Annotated in this window: 15 protein-coding genes and 1 pseudogene; 12 read left to right on the forward strand and 4 right to left on the reverse strand. The window is 44.5% G+C overall.

Annotated elements, in window-relative coordinates:
- The first annotated feature begins 5 nt into the window (after positions 1–5).
- From V6W81_RS07560 to V6W81_RS07595, 8 genes and pseudogenes are all read left to right on the forward strand, one after another.
- A complete protein-coding gene (locus V6W81_RS07560; RefSeq protein ID WP_338542415.1) occupies positions 6–1,343 on the forward strand; it encodes an LLM class flavin-dependent oxidoreductase in 1,338 nt (445 codons plus the stop codon).
- Positions 1,344–1,379: 36 nt separating this feature from the next.
- Positions 1,380–2,702: an LLM class flavin-dependent oxidoreductase gene (locus V6W81_RS07565; protein WP_338542417.1), complete on the forward strand. Its 1,323-nt coding sequence runs from the start codon at positions 1,380–1,382 to the stop codon at positions 2,700–2,702.
- Between the two features lie 853 nt (positions 2,703–3,555).
- Positions 3,556–4,596 carry an ABC transporter substrate-binding protein gene (locus V6W81_RS07570; RefSeq protein ID WP_338542419.1) on the forward strand — a complete coding sequence of 347 codons (1,041 nt, stop codon included), beginning with the start codon at positions 3,556–3,558 and terminating at the stop codon, positions 4,594–4,596.
- A gap of 1 nt (position 4,597) precedes the next feature.
- On the forward strand, positions 4,598–5,374 hold the full coding sequence (locus V6W81_RS07575; protein ID WP_338542421.1) for a (2Fe-2S)-binding protein: 777 nt from the start codon (positions 4,598–4,600) through the stop codon (positions 5,372–5,374).
- Between the two features lie 109 nt (positions 5,375–5,483).
- Entirely contained in the window at positions 5,484–7,202 is a 1,719-nt protein-coding gene (locus V6W81_RS07580) for a helix-turn-helix domain-containing protein (RefSeq protein ID WP_338542423.1), read from the forward strand.
- Between the two features lie 151 nt (positions 7,203–7,353).
- A pseudogene (locus tag V6W81_RS07585) lies at positions 7,354–7,577 on the forward strand (hypothetical protein).
- Positions 7,578–8,047: 470 nt separating this feature from the next.
- Positions 8,048–8,815 carry a hypothetical protein gene (locus tag V6W81_RS07590; protein ID WP_338542425.1) on the forward strand — a complete coding sequence of 256 codons (768 nt, stop codon included), beginning with the start codon at positions 8,048–8,050 and terminating at the stop codon, positions 8,813–8,815.
- Between the two features lie 36 nt (positions 8,816–8,851).
- Positions 8,852–10,627: an ATP-dependent nuclease gene (locus V6W81_RS07595; protein ID WP_338542427.1), complete on the forward strand. Its 1,776-nt coding sequence runs from the start codon at positions 8,852–8,854 to the stop codon at positions 10,625–10,627.
- A 223-nt stretch (positions 10,628–10,850) separates the two neighbouring features.
- On the opposite strand, the gene V6W81_RS07600 is transcribed toward V6W81_RS07595, so the two are convergent.
- Positions 10,851–11,105 carry a helix-turn-helix domain-containing protein gene (locus tag V6W81_RS07600; protein WP_338542429.1) on the reverse strand — a complete coding sequence of 85 codons (255 nt, stop codon included), beginning with the start codon at positions 11,103–11,105 and terminating at the stop codon, positions 10,851–10,853.
- A 165-nt stretch (positions 11,106–11,270) separates the two neighbouring features.
- Here V6W81_RS07600 and V6W81_RS07605 point away from each other — a divergent pair, with 165 nt between their 5' ends.
- Both V6W81_RS07605 and V6W81_RS07610 read left to right on the forward strand, forming a co-directional pair.
- Entirely contained in the window at positions 11,271–11,456 is a 186-nt protein-coding gene (locus V6W81_RS07605; protein ID WP_338542431.1) for an aspartyl-phosphate phosphatase Spo0E family protein, read from the forward strand.
- 35 nt (positions 11,457–11,491) lie between these two features.
- Positions 11,492–11,794, forward strand: a complete 303-nt coding sequence (locus V6W81_RS07610) for a hypothetical protein (RefSeq protein ID WP_338542433.1) — start codon at positions 11,492–11,494, stop codon at positions 11,792–11,794.
- A 126-nt stretch (positions 11,795–11,920) separates the two neighbouring features.
- Here V6W81_RS07610 and V6W81_RS07615 read toward each other — a convergent pair whose 3' ends face one another.
- The 3 genes from V6W81_RS07615 to V6W81_RS07625 form a co-directional block, all read right to left on the reverse strand.
- On the reverse strand, positions 11,921–13,603 hold the full coding sequence (locus V6W81_RS07615; RefSeq protein WP_338542435.1) for an ABC transporter substrate-binding protein: 1,683 nt from the start codon (positions 13,601–13,603) through the stop codon (positions 11,921–11,923).
- A gap of 107 nt (positions 13,604–13,710) precedes the next feature.
- Positions 13,711–15,318: a response regulator transcription factor gene (locus V6W81_RS07620; protein ID WP_338542437.1), complete on the reverse strand. Its 1,608-nt coding sequence runs from the start codon at positions 15,316–15,318 to the stop codon at positions 13,711–13,713.
- A gap of 484 nt (positions 15,319–15,802) precedes the next feature.
- The gene (locus tag V6W81_RS07625) at positions 15,803–17,608 is read right to left on the reverse strand and encodes a cache domain-containing sensor histidine kinase (RefSeq protein ID WP_338542439.1); all 1,806 of its coding nucleotides are present in this window, start codon (positions 17,606–17,608) and stop codon (positions 15,803–15,805) included.
- A gap of 329 nt (positions 17,609–17,937) precedes the next feature.
- Here V6W81_RS07625 and V6W81_RS07630 point away from each other — a divergent pair, with 329 nt between their 5' ends.
- On the forward strand, positions 17,938–18,795 hold the full coding sequence (locus tag V6W81_RS07630) for an ABC transporter permease (RefSeq protein WP_174715334.1): 858 nt from the start codon (positions 17,938–17,940) through the stop codon (positions 18,793–18,795).
- 15 nt (positions 18,796–18,810) lie between these two features.
- On the forward strand, positions 18,811–19,683 hold the full coding sequence (locus V6W81_RS07635) for a carbohydrate ABC transporter permease (RefSeq protein ID WP_338542440.1): 873 nt from the start codon (positions 18,811–18,813) through the stop codon (positions 19,681–19,683).
- Positions 19,684–19,712: the final 29 nt, after the last annotated feature.

Genomic DNA, 19,712 nt, shown 5'->3' on the forward strand with positions numbered 1-19,712 from the left:
GAATCATGAGTAAACCTAAACAGCTTAAATTAGGCAGTATTATTCTGGGCGTTGGTGGAACGATGTCCAGTTGGCGTCATCCAAGTGTACCCGTAGATGCCAGCGTTAATCTGGACTTTTACACACAGCAGGCACAGACGGCGGAGCGAGGTAAATTCGATCTTGTGTTTATTGCTGACGGATTATCTATCAATGAGAAGTCGATTCCTCACTTTCTGAATCGCTTCGAGCCACTGACGATTTTGTCCGCGCTTGCGGCAGTCACCACTCGAATCGGGCTGGTGGGGACGTTATCCAGCACGTACAGTGAACCTTTTAACGCAGCCCGTCAGTTTGCTTCTCTTGATCATATCAGCAAGGGACGTGGAGGCTGGAATCTGGTGACATCACCGCTGGAAGGTTCTGCAGCTAATTACAGTAAAGAGCAGCACCCATCTCATGGCGATCGTTACGAGATTGCAGAGGAGTTCTTGGACATTGTGCGTGGTCTCTGGGATTCTTGGGAGGATGACGCTTTTGTACGGAACAAGGAGACGGGTGTCTTTTTCGATGCTGATAAGCTACATACGCTTAATCATAAAGGCAAACATTTCAAGGTAGCGGGACCACTCAACATTGCACGAACCAAACAGGGACAGCCTGTAGTATTCCAGGCGGGTTCATCGGAGCCCGGCAAACAACTCGCGGCGAAGGGAGCCGACGCAGTATTTACGGGACAGAACTCCATCGAAGATGCCAGAGCCTTCTATCAGGATGTGAAGCAGCGTACGGTGGAGGAAGGGCGCGGAGTTGATGACCTTGCCATTATGGTAGGCATTGTTCCCATTGTTGAGCAAACGGACGAAGCGGCGGAGCAGAGATACCAGGAGTCTATAAACCGCATACCGATTACGGAAGCGCTGGATGTGCTGGCGCGGTTTTTCGACCATCATGATTTTCATCAGTACCCGCTGGACGAGCCATTCCCGGAGCTTGGCAATATAGGACAAAACTCATTCCGCAGCAGCACCGATCGCATCAAAGCGAGAGCTCGTGAACTAGGACAGACATTGCGACAGGTCGCGCTGGAAGCGGTGGCGCCGCGTACTCCTTTTATCGGATCACCTGATACGGTAGCAGATACGCTACAGCACTGGTTCGAGACGGGAGCAGCCGACGGCTTCATTGTGCATCCGATTAGACCGGAAGACCTTGATGTGTTTGTCGATAACGTTGTGCCGATTTTGCAAGAGCGGGGTGTATTTCGTAACGATTATGAGTTCGACACACTGCGAGGTCATCTGGGGTTGCCAGTACCGGAAAATCGTTTTGCCCAGCGGAAGGAAGCGAATACCGCATTTTAAAATGTGTGTTCCAAAAGAGTTGAGAGGAGAACGGTTATGTCGAGAGAAGGTCAATTAAAGCTGGGCACATCATTGCACGGCGTTGGTTCCAGTGTTTCGGGCTGGAGACATCCCGATCTACCAGCAGATGCAAGTATTAATATAGACTTCTATATTCAGCAGGCTAAGCGGGCGGAGGCAGGCAAGCTTGATTTTGTATTTATTGCAGATGGTTTACATATTACCGAGAAGTCAATTCCTCATTTTTTGAATCGTTTTGAGCCACTTACGGTTTTGTCTGCCCTGGCAGCATCAACTCGAAACATCGGTCTTGCGGGAACGCTGTCCACTTCCTACAGCGAACCGTTTACCGTGGCTCGTCAGTTTGCATCTCTAGATCATCTAAGCGGTGGACGTGCAGCTTGGAATGTGGTGACCTCGCCATCGGAGGGGGTGGCGGACAACTTCAACAAGGGGGGCCATCCTGATCATGAAACCCGTTATCGCATGGCAGAAGAGTATGTGGAGGTTACGCGGGGCCTATGGGACTCGTGGGAAGATGATGCGTTAATTCGAGATAAGGAAAGCGGCATTTTCTTTGACCCAGAGAAGCTACACAAGCTTAATCATAAAGGTGAGTTTTACCAGGTGGCAGGCCCGCTGAACATCGCACGTTCGAAACAGGGACATCCTGTCATTTTCCAAGCAGGTGCTTCGGAATCAGGGCGAAATTTTGCTGCAAGTACAGCAGACGCTGTCTTTGTTCATGGGAATTCATTGGAGGAAGCCAAGGCGGTATATGTTGACCTGAAGCAGCGGGCTGTGTCCCACGGACGCAAGCCGGAGGACATTCTGATATTGCCGGGCATTGCACCGATTGTAGGGCATACCGAAGAGGAGGCTCAACGTAAATATGATGAGGTTGTCCGTCTTGGTTCCGTCGAAGATGCGGTTCAATACTTGAGTCGTTACTTCGATTATCATGATTTTACGCAGTATGCTCTGGATGAGCCTTTTCCGGATCTGGGCGATTTCGGCTCCAACGGCTTCAGAAGTCTGACGGATCAGATCAAAAGGGATGCGAAGGAGCAAGGGTTAACGTTGCGCGAGGTTAGTCTACATGTGGCACAGCCCCGCCCTCTATTTTTTGGCACACCTGAAACGATTGCTGACAGGATGCAGCTATGGTTCGAGCAGCAGGCGGTGGACGGCTTTATTATTCTTCCGATGGTACCGAATGGTCTGGAGGATTTTGTAGAGCTGGTCGTACCGGTGCTGCAAGATCGCGGACTGTTCCGCACAGAGTATGAGCACGATACGTTACGTGGCAATCTGGGACTTAAAGTTCCCGTTAACCGTTATGTTGCTTCGAGTAGCTAAATGAGTAGCTAAATTGGTTTCTAATCGTGATACGATGAAGTTGAGATGGGAAATGAATGAATAAGGACAAGGGTGTTTTAACTAAGACGCTCTTTCTTTTTGTTTCTTAGAATAACTAGTTTAAATCCACTCCATATGACCACTATAATATTTAGTAATAATAGACCGACATACCCGTCTGTGATCCTCGTACGTTCAACCCACTTATTCGCTAACTCTCCTGAGAGAGCTTGTTTGTGCAAATATGTTTCTAGTGTGTCATGGCTGATCTCATCAATATATATGAGTGGAAACTCCATACTATTGGTAGAGGCAAGGGGTGGATAGAAGTCTACCCATTTCTGCCCTGCCCATCTGTCATACTTATAGAGGTTGTTCAAAAAGTCCGCTTTTGATTACGAAGGATGCCTAGCGGCATCATCAGCATCGAAGCTGGGATTCAGCCGAAATGTCCGTTGCTCACGTAGCTCCATCTACGCTCCGCTACTCCATTTCTAGCTTCACCCCATCTTCTCGATACTGAAAACCGACCTTTTTGAACACGCACTTATACCTGAAGTCTATGCTGGATTCGAGGTCAACCCACCTGAAATTACCCAATATAAGTAGAATACATAGTGTAACGATACTGAGTAATAGCCCTATATTCTTCAGAAAAACACATCCTTATGTTGTGGTAATTACATTTATTTTCAAGTATACCTTGAGTTTGTGAGCTTGGTATGTAGATGTGATGTCGCTTTAGTCCGGTTGAAATGTCGCAAAAGTACATGGTAAGGCGATGTGAAGATCGTTTATACTCGCCTTATCATACGATAATGAAAATCATTATCACATACAAGGGGGATTCATCTTGATTAAAGGAACAGAGGGGAAAACGGCGATAAGCAAGATATACGCTGCCCAAAAAACACGATTTGTAATGGGTCTGATGCTGGCACTTGTGCTTGTATTAACGGCTTGTGGTGCCGGAGCAGGTACAAATGGGGGCAATGAGTCCGCTGCAACGCCTGCGGAGACACCTTCGAATACAGAAACTCAAGCTGCTGGAGCTTTTCCTGTAACGCTCAAACATATGAAGGGCGAGCTAACACTAGACGAGAAACCACAGAGAATTGCTGTGCTTGATGTTAAATTTCTGGATCAAATGTTAGCTGTTGGCGAGAAGCCGGCAGGTAGTGTTATCGCTGGAGGTAACACTGATTTTCCAGAGTACTTAGGTGATGAGCCGAAGGACGTACAGGTTCTGGGTACACGGGACGAGCCTAATCTGGAAGCCATTGTAGCTTTGGATCCGGATCTGATCATCATGACTGACTTTCAAGAGAAACAGTATGAGAGTGTGAGCAAAATCGCACCTACCCTCGTACTCGACTTCTACGAAGACTGGCGTGATACGTTAGCTACGATTGCTCAGATTACAGACAAGCAGGACGAGGCAGAGACAGTGCGTAAAGCGTATGAGGAGAAAGCCGCTGGAGTGAAGGCGCAACTGGCAGAGAAAATGGGAGATGAGACGGTAGCCCTTATTCGTCCGAGAAAAGAAGGCATCCGTGTTCATGGTATCGAGCATCGCACAGGCGAAATTCTGTATAAGGACTTAGGTTTGAAAATGCCTGCACTCGTTGAGGAGATCAAAGGCGATACTTCTGTTGAAATCTCGATGGAGAAGGTTCCTGAGATCGGCGCAGATCGTTATTTCGTACTGTCAGACGAGTTGTTTGCAGCAGAGGCAGAGGCTATGGTTAGCAATCCAGTATGGCAATCTCTAGATGCAGTGAAAAACAATCTTACCTATGACGTAAATTCAACACTTTGGATCGCATACTATGGCCCTATCGCGATTAATCTGATTGTAGATCAAGCATCAGAAGCGCTACTGGGATCGAATTAATATGAATCAGTATCTCTCGAGTGACTTATGGAAAGTAACCGTGGAGGATCATTCGATTCTGCTTGGTAAGCCGCCTGAGAATAGTGTTCGTACCATTGCTTTGAGTGAGCTGCATGATGAAGCGGCATGCCGAGAGTATATCAGCTGGTTTCAGGAGTATATTGATGCGCCTGACATGAAGGTTGCCGCTTCCATGTTAGCCAAGCGAATTGGTTATCTGTGGACAGCTCCACTTGTGACCGCAATGACGTTTCATCATCAGCATGTTTCGTTTCAGCTGGAGAACAGCTTCCTCTATCATCCGACGCTCTCATCTAATGAGGGCGGTACACGTTTTCCTTTTCTAGCGGTGAATGGGCTTCAAGCAGAAGAACTAACGGGAGAAAGAAACGTGTGGCGGGAAAAGGTAGTACAGGAGATGTTTGCAGAGCAGCTTACACCGTTGTTACAAACGCTTGCTGTGGTTGCACCTCTTTCCATGAGCATTCTTTGGGAGAATATCATGGTACGCATTGGGCCGCTGTATACGCCTGATGCAGACGAGGTAGAGCAGGGAAATGAGCATATCCAGGCTGATTTTGCATATCTGACGCAGGTGGCATCGGGGCAAATGTTTGGTGTGAGAAAGAATCCGTTAACCCGCTTCACGTACATTAAAGACAATATTCCAGTTGCGAAAAGCGAACGGATCACCTGTTGTTTCTATTACCAGATGTCAGGGGAATATTGCAGGAAATGTCCGAAAATTGACAATGAGAATGAATCTCAATTAAAATGACAAGAGCAACCATTTTACCTTTGCTAAGGGACTCGCTTGGAATTAAGGGTGTACACCTATTCGGGCGATTCTTTCTAGCCAAGGATGCTATTGTCAGGAGATGAGAGAAATGCCGCTGCAAGAACAGACAAGTCTATGGAGTAATACGGCGATCAAGGTGCTTGACGTGCATAGCGGAATTTTGCAGACAGGCAGCGTTCTTAGCGAAACCGAATTAACATCCAATGTGCTGCTATTGGCAGGCGGCGGAGAAGGGGAGCTCTTCATAAATGGTGAGGTTTGCCATGTTGGTGCTTCTTTTGCTGCTCATGTGGTGAAGGGGGCATCCTTTACGCTGACTGCTATAGCAGACAATGTTCAATATATTGTGATCATGTATGAGGCTTCTTCCATGGAAGGAGCCTCCCTTGTCATGCCCTCGTATCGCAAACATCCACTGAACATTTCATTTGTTCAGCATTCGGTAACCCAAGCGGAATGGGTTCAGGTGGCTGAGAAAATCGTAGTGAAATGGAGTCGTGGCGAAGGACTGGAACGGTTTCATGCCAATGCATTGTTGCAGGGGATCATCTACGAGCTCATTATGGAGTATGAAGGCAGTCAGGGCGGAGCAGAATCAGACGTGGTTAATGTTGTGGCTGCGTATATATCAGGGCATTATCGCCAGAATTTGGAGCTGAAGGAGTTAGCCGCACTTGCTGGATGTAGCGTAAGACAGCTACAGCGACGTTTCAAACAAGAGAAAGAGCTCGGACCGATGGAGTACGTCATTCAGTTGCGGATGGAGAGTGCGTCGCGGATGCTTCGCCATACAGATGCACCCATTGGTGAAATTGCTGACAAGATGGGTTATCGCGATATGTACTATTTCAGTCGAGCGTTTAAAAAATATTTTGGAGTGCCTCCGCAGCGCTATAGGCTTTCGGTCGCTTCGAGAGAGACACTCTTAACTAATCCCTTATTGCGAGACCGCACGGCTTCTTCCTATGAGTCTGCACAAGGCTCGGTCATTTGCCATTTGCGTGGTGAATATTGTGTCACTAGTACTCCTCAACGTATCGCTGTACTCGATGTCCAATTTGCGGATCATTTGCTTGCGCTGGATTTGTCTCCAGCAGGTAGTGTGGGAACGGGAAGTGCGACGATTAATTTCCCTCAATATATTAGAGCAGGACTGCAAAATACCGAGTTGCTAGGAACCTATGAGTACCCCGATCTGCCTGCGGTGGAACGGTTGGCACCAGATCTGATTATCTGTACTGAGGTGCATGACCAGTACTATGAACGTTTAAGCCGGATCGCGCCAGTTCTCATGTTCAAGCGCAATGAGAGCTGGCAGACCATTCTGAGCTTGTTCGGTGAACTAACGGGTAAGCGAGCAGAAGCCAAACGTATTATTGCGGATTATCATCGACGCACGGCACTCTTGTCAGAAGAGCTTGCTCCAGTATTAGCAGGCAAAAGTGTGGCATTGATTCGTCCGCTGGAGTCTCTGGTTCGCGTACACTCGCCGACTCATCGTACAGGTGCTGTGCTGTACCGTGATCTAGGTCTGCCTGCTCCGTTATTTGTCGCAGATACCTCTGACACGGCTTATCATATTTCCGTAGATAGACTACCCGTTGTACATGCCAGTCACTACTTCTTGCTGAGTAACGAACTCATTCAGGATGGCATATCCGCGACAGAGCACCGTGTGTGGGGCATGCTTGATGAAGGTGAGCGACAACACATACACTCGGTCGATGCCGCAACCTGGATCGGTTGTTATGGACCGACAGGTATTAATGGGATCGTGGATCAGATTGCCCAGGCTTTTTTGGCTTAAAATATATAAAATAAAAACCGTCTCTTGGTCATGGAAGTGCGAGTAACCATGTATCAAAGAGACGGTTTCTTTTTACTTTTCTATACTTAAGTGGGGGATATGTTAAAATGATAGAAAGTTGAACCAATACGGATAACAGGAAGGATAACTCATGAAATGGCAAGAAGTTAGAGAACTGTTCCCTGACCAATTTGTTCTGGTAAATATCATTCATTATCATGAGGAAGATAATAAAAAGATTGTAGATGAAGTTGCACCCATTCGCACGTTATCAGAACAAGATGCGAATAAAGAATTTTTCAAGTAGAGCCTGGTAACTTTGTATATCATACTTCGAATCAAGACTTTGTGATTCATCTGCTTAAGGATCCATAAATGAAAGTGAGACGTAATACGAATGAAAATTAACTATGATGGGCAACTAGTTACAACGTCACTCACTGTTACATTTAGAGGAAGAACACTAGAAATAGATGATGTCATCATAGACACGGGATCCTCACATACGATCTTTAATCCTGATGTTTTAGAGGAAATCGGCGTGACTTATGAAACAGGAAATTCAATTTTTCGTTTGATTATAGGATGGATAAATATATTATTATAGTTAACGAACCGAGACGAGATAATCTCGTATAATATTAATAAAAGATAGTCATATCTAATATGATGCAGTCAAATGAACTGATCAAAACTACAATATAAAATATACAAACATGAAAACGAAAATAGCGCATCAGGAGATGCAGTTTTGATCGATAACGGGATAAATATAATTATTTACATATATTATGATGTTTATTTTTGGATCTTTTTTCAATTTAATACAAGGAGATTCAGTGAAAATGAGTAGAACTATACCTTCATTTCCTTTACCTGAGAGAAATAATGTTCCGCTTAATGAAATATTTTATTATAACCATATTTATGGAGATTTCAAAGAATATGAGATCGTATATAGAAGGAAGATTTCTAGAGAAGCTGCAACAATAAAAAATCAGTATCTGGGTACCGAGCAAATAATTATTAATTCATTTCAATATGTTCAACCAACTGTTAAGAATAGATCAACAACGTCAGTACGTTTCGCAACTATTATTAGAGAGGCGTCTAACTTATTCGAAATACTATCTAGGATGATATATAACAAGTTATTTAACGTTCAGGAGAACTCAAATTTAGACATCAAAAATTTTTTGACACTTGATGTGTTTCTTAATTTAAGACAAGGAGTATTGTCAGCACCTTTATTACAGGACGACTTCAGTTCTAGTGATATCTTACAACCGTTCAGTTCTCTTGACACATGGGATAGAGAATCTTTAATTAGAAAAGAGCATGTACCAAGATGGTGGAAGGCTTATAATAAATTAAAGCATGATTTGTTAGGTTTTGAAGAGTATGCAACTTTTGAGAATGCCTTGCTGTCGTTAGGTGCTGTTTATTTAATGATATGTAGGATTTATGGAGATGGTGTTGTAGGTGGAAAGTTAGAAAGACCGATGTTTGGAAATAGTTTTAGTACGAGTTTCGCTCATCAAGTAGTTCCAGTATCACAATTATTTATTGAAGATACAGATTATAAAACAATATCAATTTTCGGGGAAAGATAGAGATAATTTATTATTAGAATTTGAAGGGATAAAAACATGTCAAGTAAAGAGAGTATAACATCCGTAGAATTTAAAAATTTTAAGGCGTTAAAGAACTACTCTGTTAAAATGCAAAGAATGAATATATTAGTTGGTCCTAATAATAGCGGCAAATCAACAATAATAAGTGCCTTTCGTGCGTTAAGTGTAGGTATAAAACATGCACGTTCAAAAAAAGCCACAATTGTTAGTACCTCTGTAGGTGATAAGTTTGGTTATTCAATTTCAGAAGAAGCCTTACCCATGTCACTTGAAAATGTACACACTGATTATGCAGAGATTGATTCTACAATTAGTTTTCGTATATCAAATGGGAACCGTCTTATATTGTATTTCCCTATCTCAGGTGGCTGTTTTTTGTTAACCGAGACAAGCGATGAGAAAATTGTAAATAGCCCAAGGCACTTTATGGAACAATTCCCTCTCTTATTAGAGATAGTCCCAATTTTAGGTCCAATAGAACAAAACGAACAATTAATCTCTGAAAAAACTGTCCGAAATGGTTTGACTACACATAGAGCATCTCGGCATTTCCGTAATTACTGGAGATTCTATCCTGAGGGTTTCGAAGAATTTTCTGAGCTTGTAAGAAAAACTTGGCCTGGAATGACGATAGAACCACCTAGAAAAGTAGATATGATGTCCTCTGAGCTTGTGATGTTTTGTAATGAAAATCGTATAGCACGTGAACTATATTGGTCTGGTTTCGGTTTTCAAATATGGTGTCAACTTTTAACACATATTTCACGATGTAAGGAAGCTTCAATTTTGATTGTTGATGAACCCGAAGTATATTTACATCCAGATGTTCAAAGACAACTCTTAGGAATTCTTAGAGACTGTGGCCCTGACATTTTAATAGCTTCGCATTCTACGGAAATTATGGGTGAAGCTGATGCATCAGAAATTTTATTAATTAATAAGAAGATGCGTTCTGCTGAGAGGCTCAAGGATATCGAGGATATACAAAAAGCTATGGATGCAGTGGGCTCAATACAAAATATTACATTAACTCATTTAGCTCGAACAGGTAGATTATTATTTGTAGAAGGATTAGATGACTACAAAATAATTAGAAGGTTTGCCAAACAGTTTGGTTTATCTGAACTTTCAACAGGAAATGATATAACTGCTTTTGAATGTGGTGGTTTTTCTTATTGGGATACCATTAGATCATTTGCTTGGGGATTTAAAGAAACTCTAAAAACTTCACTGCATATTGGTGCTGTGTTTGATAGAGATTATAGGTGCGATGAGGAAATTAATAATATACAGGATGATCTTGGTAAACACCTTGAATTTTCTCATATACATGGAAGAAAGGAAATCGAGAATTATTTATTAGTACCAAATGTTCTTGAAAAGGCATTTAAAAAGTCCGTTCGTGAAAGAGAGAAACGAACAGGATTAGTGATTGAAGAATCTGATTCAATAATAAGAATACTAGATGATATCACCACTACTATGAAGATAGATATTCAATCACAATATTTAGCTAGGAGGGCGGAGTATTTAAGGAATTCAGGACTAGATCAAGCAACAATAAATAGAGACTCTATGCAGAGATTTGAAGAAAAATGGAATAAAATTGAAACTAGATTAGAGGTAGTTCCGGGCAAAGAAGTCCTAAGACAACTAAGGGCTGAGCTACAAAGAATTTATGCAATTAGTTTGACTGATTTTAAAATAATTGATGAATTCTCAGTAAAGGACATTCCAGATGATCTTCGAGATTTATTGTTTAAGTTGGATTTGTTTAGGTCAGTTGAATGATTTAGAAATTATTCTGAAAATCAAAAACATTAGCAAAAGTGGTTCTACGGAGCCGCTTTTGCTTATAAATAAAAGTAGCATTCAGAAAGATTTAAGAGAGAAATTAGTTTCTTCTGTTCGATGTACTTTCTAATTGAATTTCTATTTAATGTATTTTTATGTGGTTGCATTAGCTGGATGAGACTTCATTTTTTAGTAAGTAACTTATTCCAAATCAAAAGTTTTAAGCACGATGCTCTTCTCCAAGCAAATACCCCACAGAAACCTCCAAAGCCTTTGCAATACTCACCACTTCATAATCTTGAACAAGACGGTATTGACCTTCCAGACGTGAAAGACTAGTCTGACTGATATCCAAACCCAATGTTTGCAGTCTGGCGAGGAACTCACGTTGTTTGATGCCTTTACTTTTACGAATAGCTACGACTCGGGAGCCGATGATGTTTTTGTCACCTGGTGGTTCTTGTCTATGCTTCATTTATGTACACCTCTCATTTCAACCAAATTGTATGAGAAATAATGGTTATTTTAATGCGAATATCGAATTAAAATAAAATAAACCGATAATCGCATTAAAAATGACTGTTCATGTCTAGCATTAACAAGACATGGCGCAGTTTAGACCCATCAGAGAGGTGGATGTATGAGCCGGTTGCTTGACTTATTGGAAGAGGAACGGCGCAAGCTTAATCAGCTTGGTGAGGCATCTTTGAAGCAAGCGATTCCGTTATCGGACAACCCTGGGGTTCAGGAACAGAGCCGAAGGGTGGATGAACTAGTGTCACGAGTGAGCGAAACGAAGAAGAAGCATAGCCGAGTGATACGATAATGAGTATGGTACATATTGCGTAGGGGAGGTAAGCTATGTATTTTCCACCATGGATGCAGCGAGTAATTCGGGCGAGGCTAGATGAGGTGAGTGCCCAGATTGAGCACGAGCCTGAACTGAGTCGAGTACGTGGGGAAACCGACAAAGCCTTCGAAGCTTTGTTTGCGGGCAAGGATGTCGAACAGACACCTGAATATACCGAATGGGAAAATCGTTACATTGTCAGCAAAGGCATAGAAAATGAACGGTTGTACATGCAAGGGTTGCGAGATGGTATTCAGCTCACTGTATCCTTGTTGAATCAGTCAATACCGGAGGAGAATGATACGAAGGCTTGATCTACTTACGCGAACCCATAAGTCATGGGGGAGCTGCCCTGATCTTCACTAAAAAACCCGAGCCGAAGCGTGAATAAATCGCTTCGGCTCGGGTTTTTAATGCTTTATTTTTCCAAAAATAAAGCATTAATTCCCACTTACCGACTTAAACCAATCATTCACTTCTTGCGTGATCTGGTCTCCGCCGTTGGATTTCCAGTTGGCGACGAATTGGTCGAAGGCATCGACTGGCAGTTTGCCGTAGATGATCTTATTGAACGTTTCCATCTCAGACTGGCGGAGCAGGTTCCATTTGGACACCATTGTTGGTGTGGCTGCTCCAGTGAAGTAGTTCTGTTTGCGAATGTCGATCTGAGACATGACGACTTTGGCAGCGGCCCAGTTTTCAGGTTTGCGGAATTCAGCCATTTGTTTCTCATAAGGCGTTTCGGGCTTCTCGCCGTCAGCCAGCTTCACGAGGGTTTTCATGTACAGGTCTGGAATACGCGCTGGACCAGTCAGGAACGGGAATTCGTTGGAGAAGTCTTTGATTTTCTCCTTGTCACTGGTTGGTTGACCGTCGATGATATCCCAGTCGTATCCTTTGGCAAAGCCATATTCGTAATCACTGCCTGCAGCCGGGTTAGCCAGGTTATCGAGCAAATAGTTATAGTACAGGAAAATCGCTTCTGGATGCTTGGCATCCTTATTGATCATGATACTGGCGTTCACACCAGAGTTCTGCCACTTCGTACCGATCTTGCCGTCTGGGCCAGCCGGAATAGGGTAGGCTTTGTATTTGGCACCAGGTACGTTCTTCAGCAGATCAGGTGCAGGCCAGTCAGGTACCCAGTTCGCGCCAGGCAGAATACCAGCGGTGCCAGCAGTCCAGCTTTCAGCGGATTTACCTTCGTCCCACAGTGCGGAGTCGGCGTGGATGTACCCTTTGTTCATCCATTCATTTAGCTTGGCAAGAGCTTGCTTGGCACCTGGGTTAATGGAGCCATATTCGAGATTACCATCGGCGTCTTTATTCCATTGTTCCTGGATCGTGCCGTATGCACCGAATAACCAGTCGAGCGAGCCCATCCAGGTATTGGTGTTATTTTTCAGCGAGATTGCCAGTGGGAACACTTTATCCGGAGACAGACCGTCTGGATTCTCGTTCTTGAATTTGTCCATGATGTTCTCCAGGTCTGCTATGGTCTTCGGAGCTTCTAGATTCAGCTTCTCCATCCAGTCTTCTCTGAGCCAGAGCAGGGTATCGTCGTTATCCGTGTACTCCATGATCGGCATGTTGTATTTTTTGCCGTCCTTGGTAAACGGGTACCACAGCTCAGGATGCGCTGCTGCGTGATCTTTCAGTGTTTGGTTTGCGTACTTGTCGAACAGCTCATCGATGGCGATGAATTGACCGGAGTCGATCAGCTGATTCGTCAGTACAGCGTTGGTTGGTACAGTTACGAAATCAGGCAGTTTCTCGCCAGACGCAATCGCGAGCTGCAGCTTCTGTCTGTATTGATCGTCATTGGCCGGATACCATGTATCCTTATGCTTCATGCCCAGCGTTTCGAGCATCCAACGATCGTGCACATTGTTTTCTTTTGTATCGCCTTGCACGTATTTCTTCGGCATCAGCACCGAACTGAACTCGATAGGTGGGTCGTATTTTCCATTAGCAAAAGCAGCTTCTGCTTCAGCCGAACCGACAATTGCCGGCGTATTATCGTCAGTACCATCTTCACTCGCAGTCTCACCACTGCCGCATGCAGTGATCGTGATGAGTGCGATAACCATGAGCAGTGACCACCATGTTTTGAATTTGATCATTGTTCAATCCCCCTACGATGTATGATCTTTAATAATGTAACTGTACCAATTTGGGTGGGAGGGCATCTATATGAGTTTGTTAGTTTTGATAGGACTCTATTATGTTATTAGTGCTGGTCTCTATACTCCTGCGGCGTAACGCCGAACTGACGCTTGAATACTTTGATAAAATAAGCCGGGTCCATATAGCCAATCTCCATGCTGATTTCATATACTTTTTTGCTGGTCGTAACCAGCTTGTGACATGCGCGATCCATACGCAGGCGCGAGATGTACTCACTGATGCCTTCGCCTGTTTCAATCTTATATATCTTGGACAGATGGGTCGGATGCAGATTGACATGATCGGCCAAGGCACGCAAAGAAACATCCAAATGCAGGTTCTTATCTGTATAATCCTGAATTTTCTTCACGTACTCGGAGCGAATATCCTTGATCTCGTTGGACGTGCCTTCTTTGAGTTTGCCAAGCACGCTAAGTGACCATTTTCGCAGCTTGCCAATCGTGGAGAAGGCTTCTCCGCTTTGGAGAAACTCGATATCGCTGCCCATTAGATTAGCCAGTGTGAGCTTGTTACGGTGTGCGAGATTAGTGAATGAAGCCGTAATGAGAAAACCAGCCTCCATGCAGTGCTCCCACGATTCCGACCATTTCTCATCCAGTTCTGTGCAGACAGCGAGAATTTTCTCTTCAGCAGCATCCCATTGCCCACTCTCTAGAAGCTGTGCTAACGTAGGTGGGGTATATAGCTCATCCAACGGGCCTTGCGCTGCGTGTGATTCTACATCACTGACCCGCATCACGAATTCACGTTCGTCTCCAACGATCTGCCGGAAATAGGCTGAGGCTTGACGAAAACGGGGATAGAGCTGATCCGGGAAAGCAAACCACTCGGTCATAACGATAGAGAGGGAGCCCTTGAGGAACTGCTTGACCTTGGATTGCAGCTGAATGGACAGCTTCTCTAAAATGGTTTCTTTGCCAATATCACCTTTGCGCTCCTTCAGTTGTAGTAAGAACACCAAATAGCCGTGCTCTTCCTTGACACCCCATACCTCCATAAATTCACCCATAATCTCCTCCGCCATATTGATGATGGCATATTCGATTAGCGTCTGATCATGGCTGTCATATTGACCGAATTCCTCTTCCAAACGCACCAACATAAGTGCCGCATCCCCCGTATGGAAGGGCAGACCGTAGTTAGCGAGCTTCCGATCCCATTCACTAGCTGAGTAGCGATGTCCCTGTAAAGCCTCCAACAGCAGTCGTCCACGTAAATGAGGCAGATTCTCCCGTAACGTAAACTGAGTTCGCGTAAGTGAGCTTACAAGCTCCCATTCGTTATTGAGTTGGTCGATTGCCTTCTGCACGGCACCCATTAATTCATCATCTGTAGGCGGCTTGAGCAGATAATCTACGGCCTCGTACTGGATGGCTTTTTTGGCATATTCAAATTCGGAGTACCCGGATAAAAGAATGCATTTTATTTTTTTGTCACGGACTCGAATCCGTTCTATCAGTTCAATACCCGTCATTTCTGGCATTTGAATGTCTGAAATCACGATATCAATCGGGTGTGTATCAATCATTTGTAAAGCTTCACGCGCCGAATAAGCTTTATGCACTTGTTCGATCCCCAGCGTATGCCAGGGCTTGGTCATGGATAGATTATCTACCCAGTGTGCTTCGTCGTCTACGATGATAATTTGCACGATGTTAGTCTCCTTGGGTGGTATATAAGTCTTGAGGTTAAAATAAAAAAATTAATGAGTGAGCAGGGGCGCTACGGATTCAAAGGTTCTTTCGATCGCTGTTATCCCCAGATTTTATTGAATCTTCTCAAAAGGTGAAATCCGGGGATAAAGGCGAACACTTCGTTTCTCCAGAATCCCTTTGATCCTTTGCTTTGGTTCACATAAAGCTCCCCTTTATTTTAAAGAAAGACTAATATAAAGGTGAATTAGTATTAATTTAAGGGCGGATCGTATGGTTTCGCTACAGCCAGTTATCAAAAAAGGCTTTCAGTTGAACACGTACATACACTGTTCTTTTCAAGTTTTTTTACTGTGCTCCAGGTTTTCGCGCTTCTGTCATATTTCGTTCAGATACTTATTTCCCCTGAATCCTATATCCGATGCGATATGCCTCTAGGCATCCTTTGTCATCCCAATCTGACTTTTTGAACAACCTCTCATATTAGTTTCGGTTTCCTCGCTCGGGATCTGTATCTTCCTTCGGAATCTCCCAGATGATTTCGGTTCGGAATCCGCCAAGTGGGGAGGGGCCGAATCGGAGGTAGGATTGGATACCGAACAGGTGCATGATGCGCTGGTTGGTATTCCAAAGTCCACAGCCCATTTCCTCTTGCAACGGCTCTTGCATTTTCATATTCAGTGCTTCGTACTGTTCTGGGCTTAGGCCAGGGCCGTCGTCATCGATGTATATTTTGCCTATTCCGTCCTCGCTCTCGCCAGTTATTCGAATTTCCCCGGAAGAATAGGACTTCGCCACACCGTGAATAACGGAATTCTCGACCATCGGTTGCAGCATTAATCGGGGTACAGACTGGTGGAGCATGTCCTCCGGAATATCGATGTGATACTCTATGCGACCGTTACGCAGCTTTTGAATATCCAAATAGTTAATGAGCAGCTTAATCTCTTCCTGAAGGGAAGAGGTTTCTCGTTCCATGCGCGTCGTATAGCGATAATACGCACTTAGGTTATGCGCCATGGACACGACGGCTTGCTCGTCCTTCATCTGAGCCATATTGATGATATAGCCAAGACAGTTATAGAGAAAATGTGGATTAATCTGCGCCTGCAACTGCTTCAGCGTAGCTTCTCTAGCTCTAATTTTCTCATGAAATACATTCTCGATCAGGTCTTGAATCTGATGGGACATGTCGTTGAAGCGGCGGAACAGGAACGAGAACTCGTTCTGCTTGTTACTATGCAGGCGTACGGAATAGTCTCCCTGCTCTACACGGCGTAAGCCTTTGATCAGTTTTTTGATTGGATATTGTACATTCCGGTAGAGCAGGATCGACGCCGAGATGCCCACCACCAGTAACAAAATCATACAAGCATAGAATAGATTCCGGCTAAGTGAGATCGGCTGGAGAATCTGATAGAGCGGGATGACATCAACCAGATGCCAGTCCAGATACGTGGATTTCACGGAGCTAACCAAGTACTTTTTCCCACCTAGCTCGACAACATCCTGCGTTATATCTTCTGAGGAGTGTGTATCCAGATAACGAATGAGCTCTTGGGATAATTGCTTGTCGGCACTACGATTCAGAATGGGGGCGTCACCCTTGTGATAAAAGAAAGGATCGCCTTGCCCACCAGCTTTATAGGTATCCAGCATATTCTGAATATTCTCATAACTGAAACTGGCTTCAATGACGAGGTTGCTTCCAGTGAGCGTCCCTGGTTGAGCCAAGGAATCGGTGAAGAACCAGTAGAAGGATTGCAGCCCTTCTTGAGGTGCTGTCCCTTGATCCCCGTAGGTCCATTGTCCGCTCATATTTTTCTTCAAATAATCCTCATCATACCCGGATGAACGGTTGTAGTTGGCGATAACATCCTGATTCTGCTGGGAATAGACGGCATAGCGAGTAGGCCAGATATCTGTAACGCCAGATTGCAGCGTCATCTTCTCCTGTATAACATAACGGGTCTGCATCTGATCATATCGATCATCCCACATGTTCAATCCATTGAAAGCTCGTACATTCGGATCACGAGAGAGAATCAGGCTGAAATCCATCATCTGAGTAATACGCGAATCGATCTGGCTGGATAGGAACGTCAGCTGCTTCGTGTTCGAAATCTGCAACTCATTACTGACCACGTCATAGGTGACGCTATTCGAGTAGGTGTACATGATGAGAATGGGGATGAATAACACCACAATTAACAAATTTATTTTGGCAAACAGGCTAAAGCGTGATCTCGCCTTGGCTGGAAATAATATTAAGCGCTTCCATGTATGCATGAAAATTCTCCTTTTTAAAAAATCTGAGGATAACGGCGATTGGAAGGTTGTTCTGTCATCGAAGTGTTTGTGTGAAAAATAGTGTTCAGCGATATAGATCAAACTAACAAAACCCTATCGAGCCTAACAATGTTATATAGTCAGACCTCAGAATGGCTTGATACTATTTATATCAGAGAACCCCATCACACACAAAAACTTTTTTTGGGAACAGGAGAAGCGCTATGGAGGCTAAATTGGAGGGTAAACGAGTCCCGCAGGCCAGTCTTGGAAACAAGCTGGAGCACAAGAGAAAAAAACGTTATAAACAGCCGTGGATTCTACACTTCATGGTGTTGCCTGCGGCCATTATGGTCTTTATTTTTTCATATATTCCGATGTCGGGAATTCTGATGGCATTTCAAGATTACAAACCTGCGTTAGGTTTTTTTAATTCAGAATGGGTAGGACTGAAGCACTTCAGGTACATGTGGGAAAATGATTACTTCCTGCAAATTACGTGGAATACACTGTTTTTTGCCTGCTCCAAAATTGTCATGAACCTGATCATTCCATTTGTCTTCGCCTTATTGCTCAATGAGGTACGGAAGATGGCACTCAAAAGAACCATCCAGACACTCGTGTATCTGCCACACTTCTTGTCTTGGGTAACACTGTCCGGTATTCTGATCGACATTCTGGCGCAAACGGGCATCGTCAATCAGTTCCTGGTATCGGTATTTGGCATCAAGCCAATCTTCTTCCTCGGGGACGGTAATTGGTTCCGGTTCACGGTCATTGCAAGTGATGTCTGGAAAGAGTTCGGCTTCAACACAATCATCTTCCTTGCAGCCTTGTCCGGCATCAATCCATCACTCTATGAAGCAGCGGAAGTGGATGGAGCAGGGCGCTGGAAGCAAACGATCTATATTACCATCCCGGCACTCATCCCGATTGGGATTGTAATCGCAACGCTGGCACTGGGTAATGTGCTCAACGCGAACTTTGACCAGATCTTTAACTTATATAGTCCATTAATCTATCAGCAAGCGGATATCATTGATACGTTTGTGTATCGGGAAGGTCTACTAAGTGGGCAGTTCAGCTTCGCTACCGCGGTGAATCTGTTCAAATCGGTTATTAGTCTGATCCTGATCGTGATCTCCTATCGACTGGCTTACCGATTCGCCGGATACCGAATTTTCTAGAAAGGATGACGAGCCATGTATCATAAAACGCTGCCCTATCGCATATTCAGCATCTTCAACAATGTGTTTCTGACCATCCTTTCGCTGCTCTGTCTGCTGCCACTCTATCACTTGCTGATGGTATCGCTTAGCGCGTCTGCACCTGCCAATGCCGGTTTGGTCACGTTCTGGCCGATTGGATTTACACTTGAAGCGCATGCAAAGACATTTGATAATTCCAACTTCCTCTCCTCCCTGTGGGTATCCGTAGAACGGACGGTGCTGGGTACTGGGCTTGCGCTCATCGTCAATACGCTTGCGGCGTATGCGCTGTCCAAGGAGACAAAGGTGTTCCGTGCGCGCAACATCTATCTGTGGTATTTCGTTGTTACCATGCTATTCAGCGGAGGACTCATTCCGGGGTACATCCTTATTCTGAAGCTGGGACTCATGAATACGCTGTGGGCGCTTATTCTGCCAGGACTTGTGGCGGTGTTCAACATCATTCTGCTGCTGAATTTCTTCCGCACGGTGCCGAAGGATCTGGAAGAGGCGGCATTTATCGATGGCGCAGGATATTTTCAGTCATTTATCAAAATCTATTTGCCCGTCTCCGTGCCTGTTATCGCCACCGTCTCTCTGTTCATGATGGTTGGGCATTGGAACGCATATTTTGACGGGATCATTTATATCCGTGATTCGGAAAAGCTGCCACTTGCGACGTTTATGCAGACGATCATCGTGCAGGCCGACATGACCAAGCTTGATCCCGAAGCGATTGCAAACCTGTCGCAGCGGACGATCCGAGCATCACAGATTTTCATTAGTGCATTACCGATCCTACTGGTATATCCGTTCCTGCAACGGTATTTTGTGACCGGGATTGTGGTTGGGGCTGTGAAGGAGTAAGTGTACGGTTGTATGTAGTAGAGCAACAA

The organism is Paenibacillus tundrae (assembly GCF_036884255.1).
GTDB lineage: Bacteria > Bacillota > Bacilli > Paenibacillales > Paenibacillaceae > Paenibacillus.

Excerpts from the sequence above, each read along its gene's own strand:
- V6W81_RS07560 (WP_338542415.1), top strand. The coding sequence starts at position 6 with ATGAGTAAACCTAAACAGCTTAAATTAGGCAGTATTATTCTGGGCGTT.
- V6W81_RS07565 (WP_338542417.1), top strand. The coding sequence starts at position 1,380 with ATGTCGAGAGAAGGTCAATTAAAGCTGGGCACATCATTGCACGGCGTT.
- V6W81_RS07575 (WP_338542421.1), top strand. The coding sequence starts at position 4,598 with ATGAATCAGTATCTCTCGAGTGACTTATGGAAAGTAACCGTGGAGGAT.
- V6W81_RS07580 (WP_338542423.1), top strand. The coding sequence starts at position 5,484 with ATGCCGCTGCAAGAACAGACAAGTCTATGGAGTAATACGGCGATCAAG.
- V6W81_RS07590 (WP_338542425.1), top strand. The coding sequence starts at position 8,048 with ATGAGTAGAACTATACCTTCATTTCCTTTACCTGAGAGAAATAATGTT.
- V6W81_RS07595 (WP_338542427.1), top strand. The coding sequence starts at position 8,852 with ATGTCAAGTAAAGAGAGTATAACATCCGTAGAATTTAAAAATTTTAAG.
- V6W81_RS07600 (WP_338542429.1), bottom strand. The coding sequence starts at position 11,105 with ATGAAGCATAGACAAGAACCACCAGGTGACAAAAACATCATCGGCTCC.
- V6W81_RS07605 (WP_338542431.1), top strand. The coding sequence starts at position 11,271 with ATGAGCCGGTTGCTTGACTTATTGGAAGAGGAACGGCGCAAGCTTAAT.
- V6W81_RS07610 (WP_338542433.1), top strand. The coding sequence starts at position 11,492 with ATGTATTTTCCACCATGGATGCAGCGAGTAATTCGGGCGAGGCTAGAT.
- V6W81_RS07615 (WP_338542435.1), bottom strand. The coding sequence starts at position 13,603 with ATGATCAAATTCAAAACATGGTGGTCACTGCTCATGGTTATCGCACTC.
- V6W81_RS07625 (WP_338542439.1), bottom strand. The coding sequence starts at position 17,608 with ATGCATACATGGAAGCGCTTAATATTATTTCCAGCCAAGGCGAGATCA.
- V6W81_RS07630 (WP_174715334.1), top strand. The coding sequence starts at position 17,938 with ATGGTGTTGCCTGCGGCCATTATGGTCTTTATTTTTTCATATATTCCG.
- V6W81_RS07635 (WP_338542440.1), top strand. The coding sequence starts at position 18,811 with ATGTATCATAAAACGCTGCCCTATCGCATATTCAGCATCTTCAACAAT.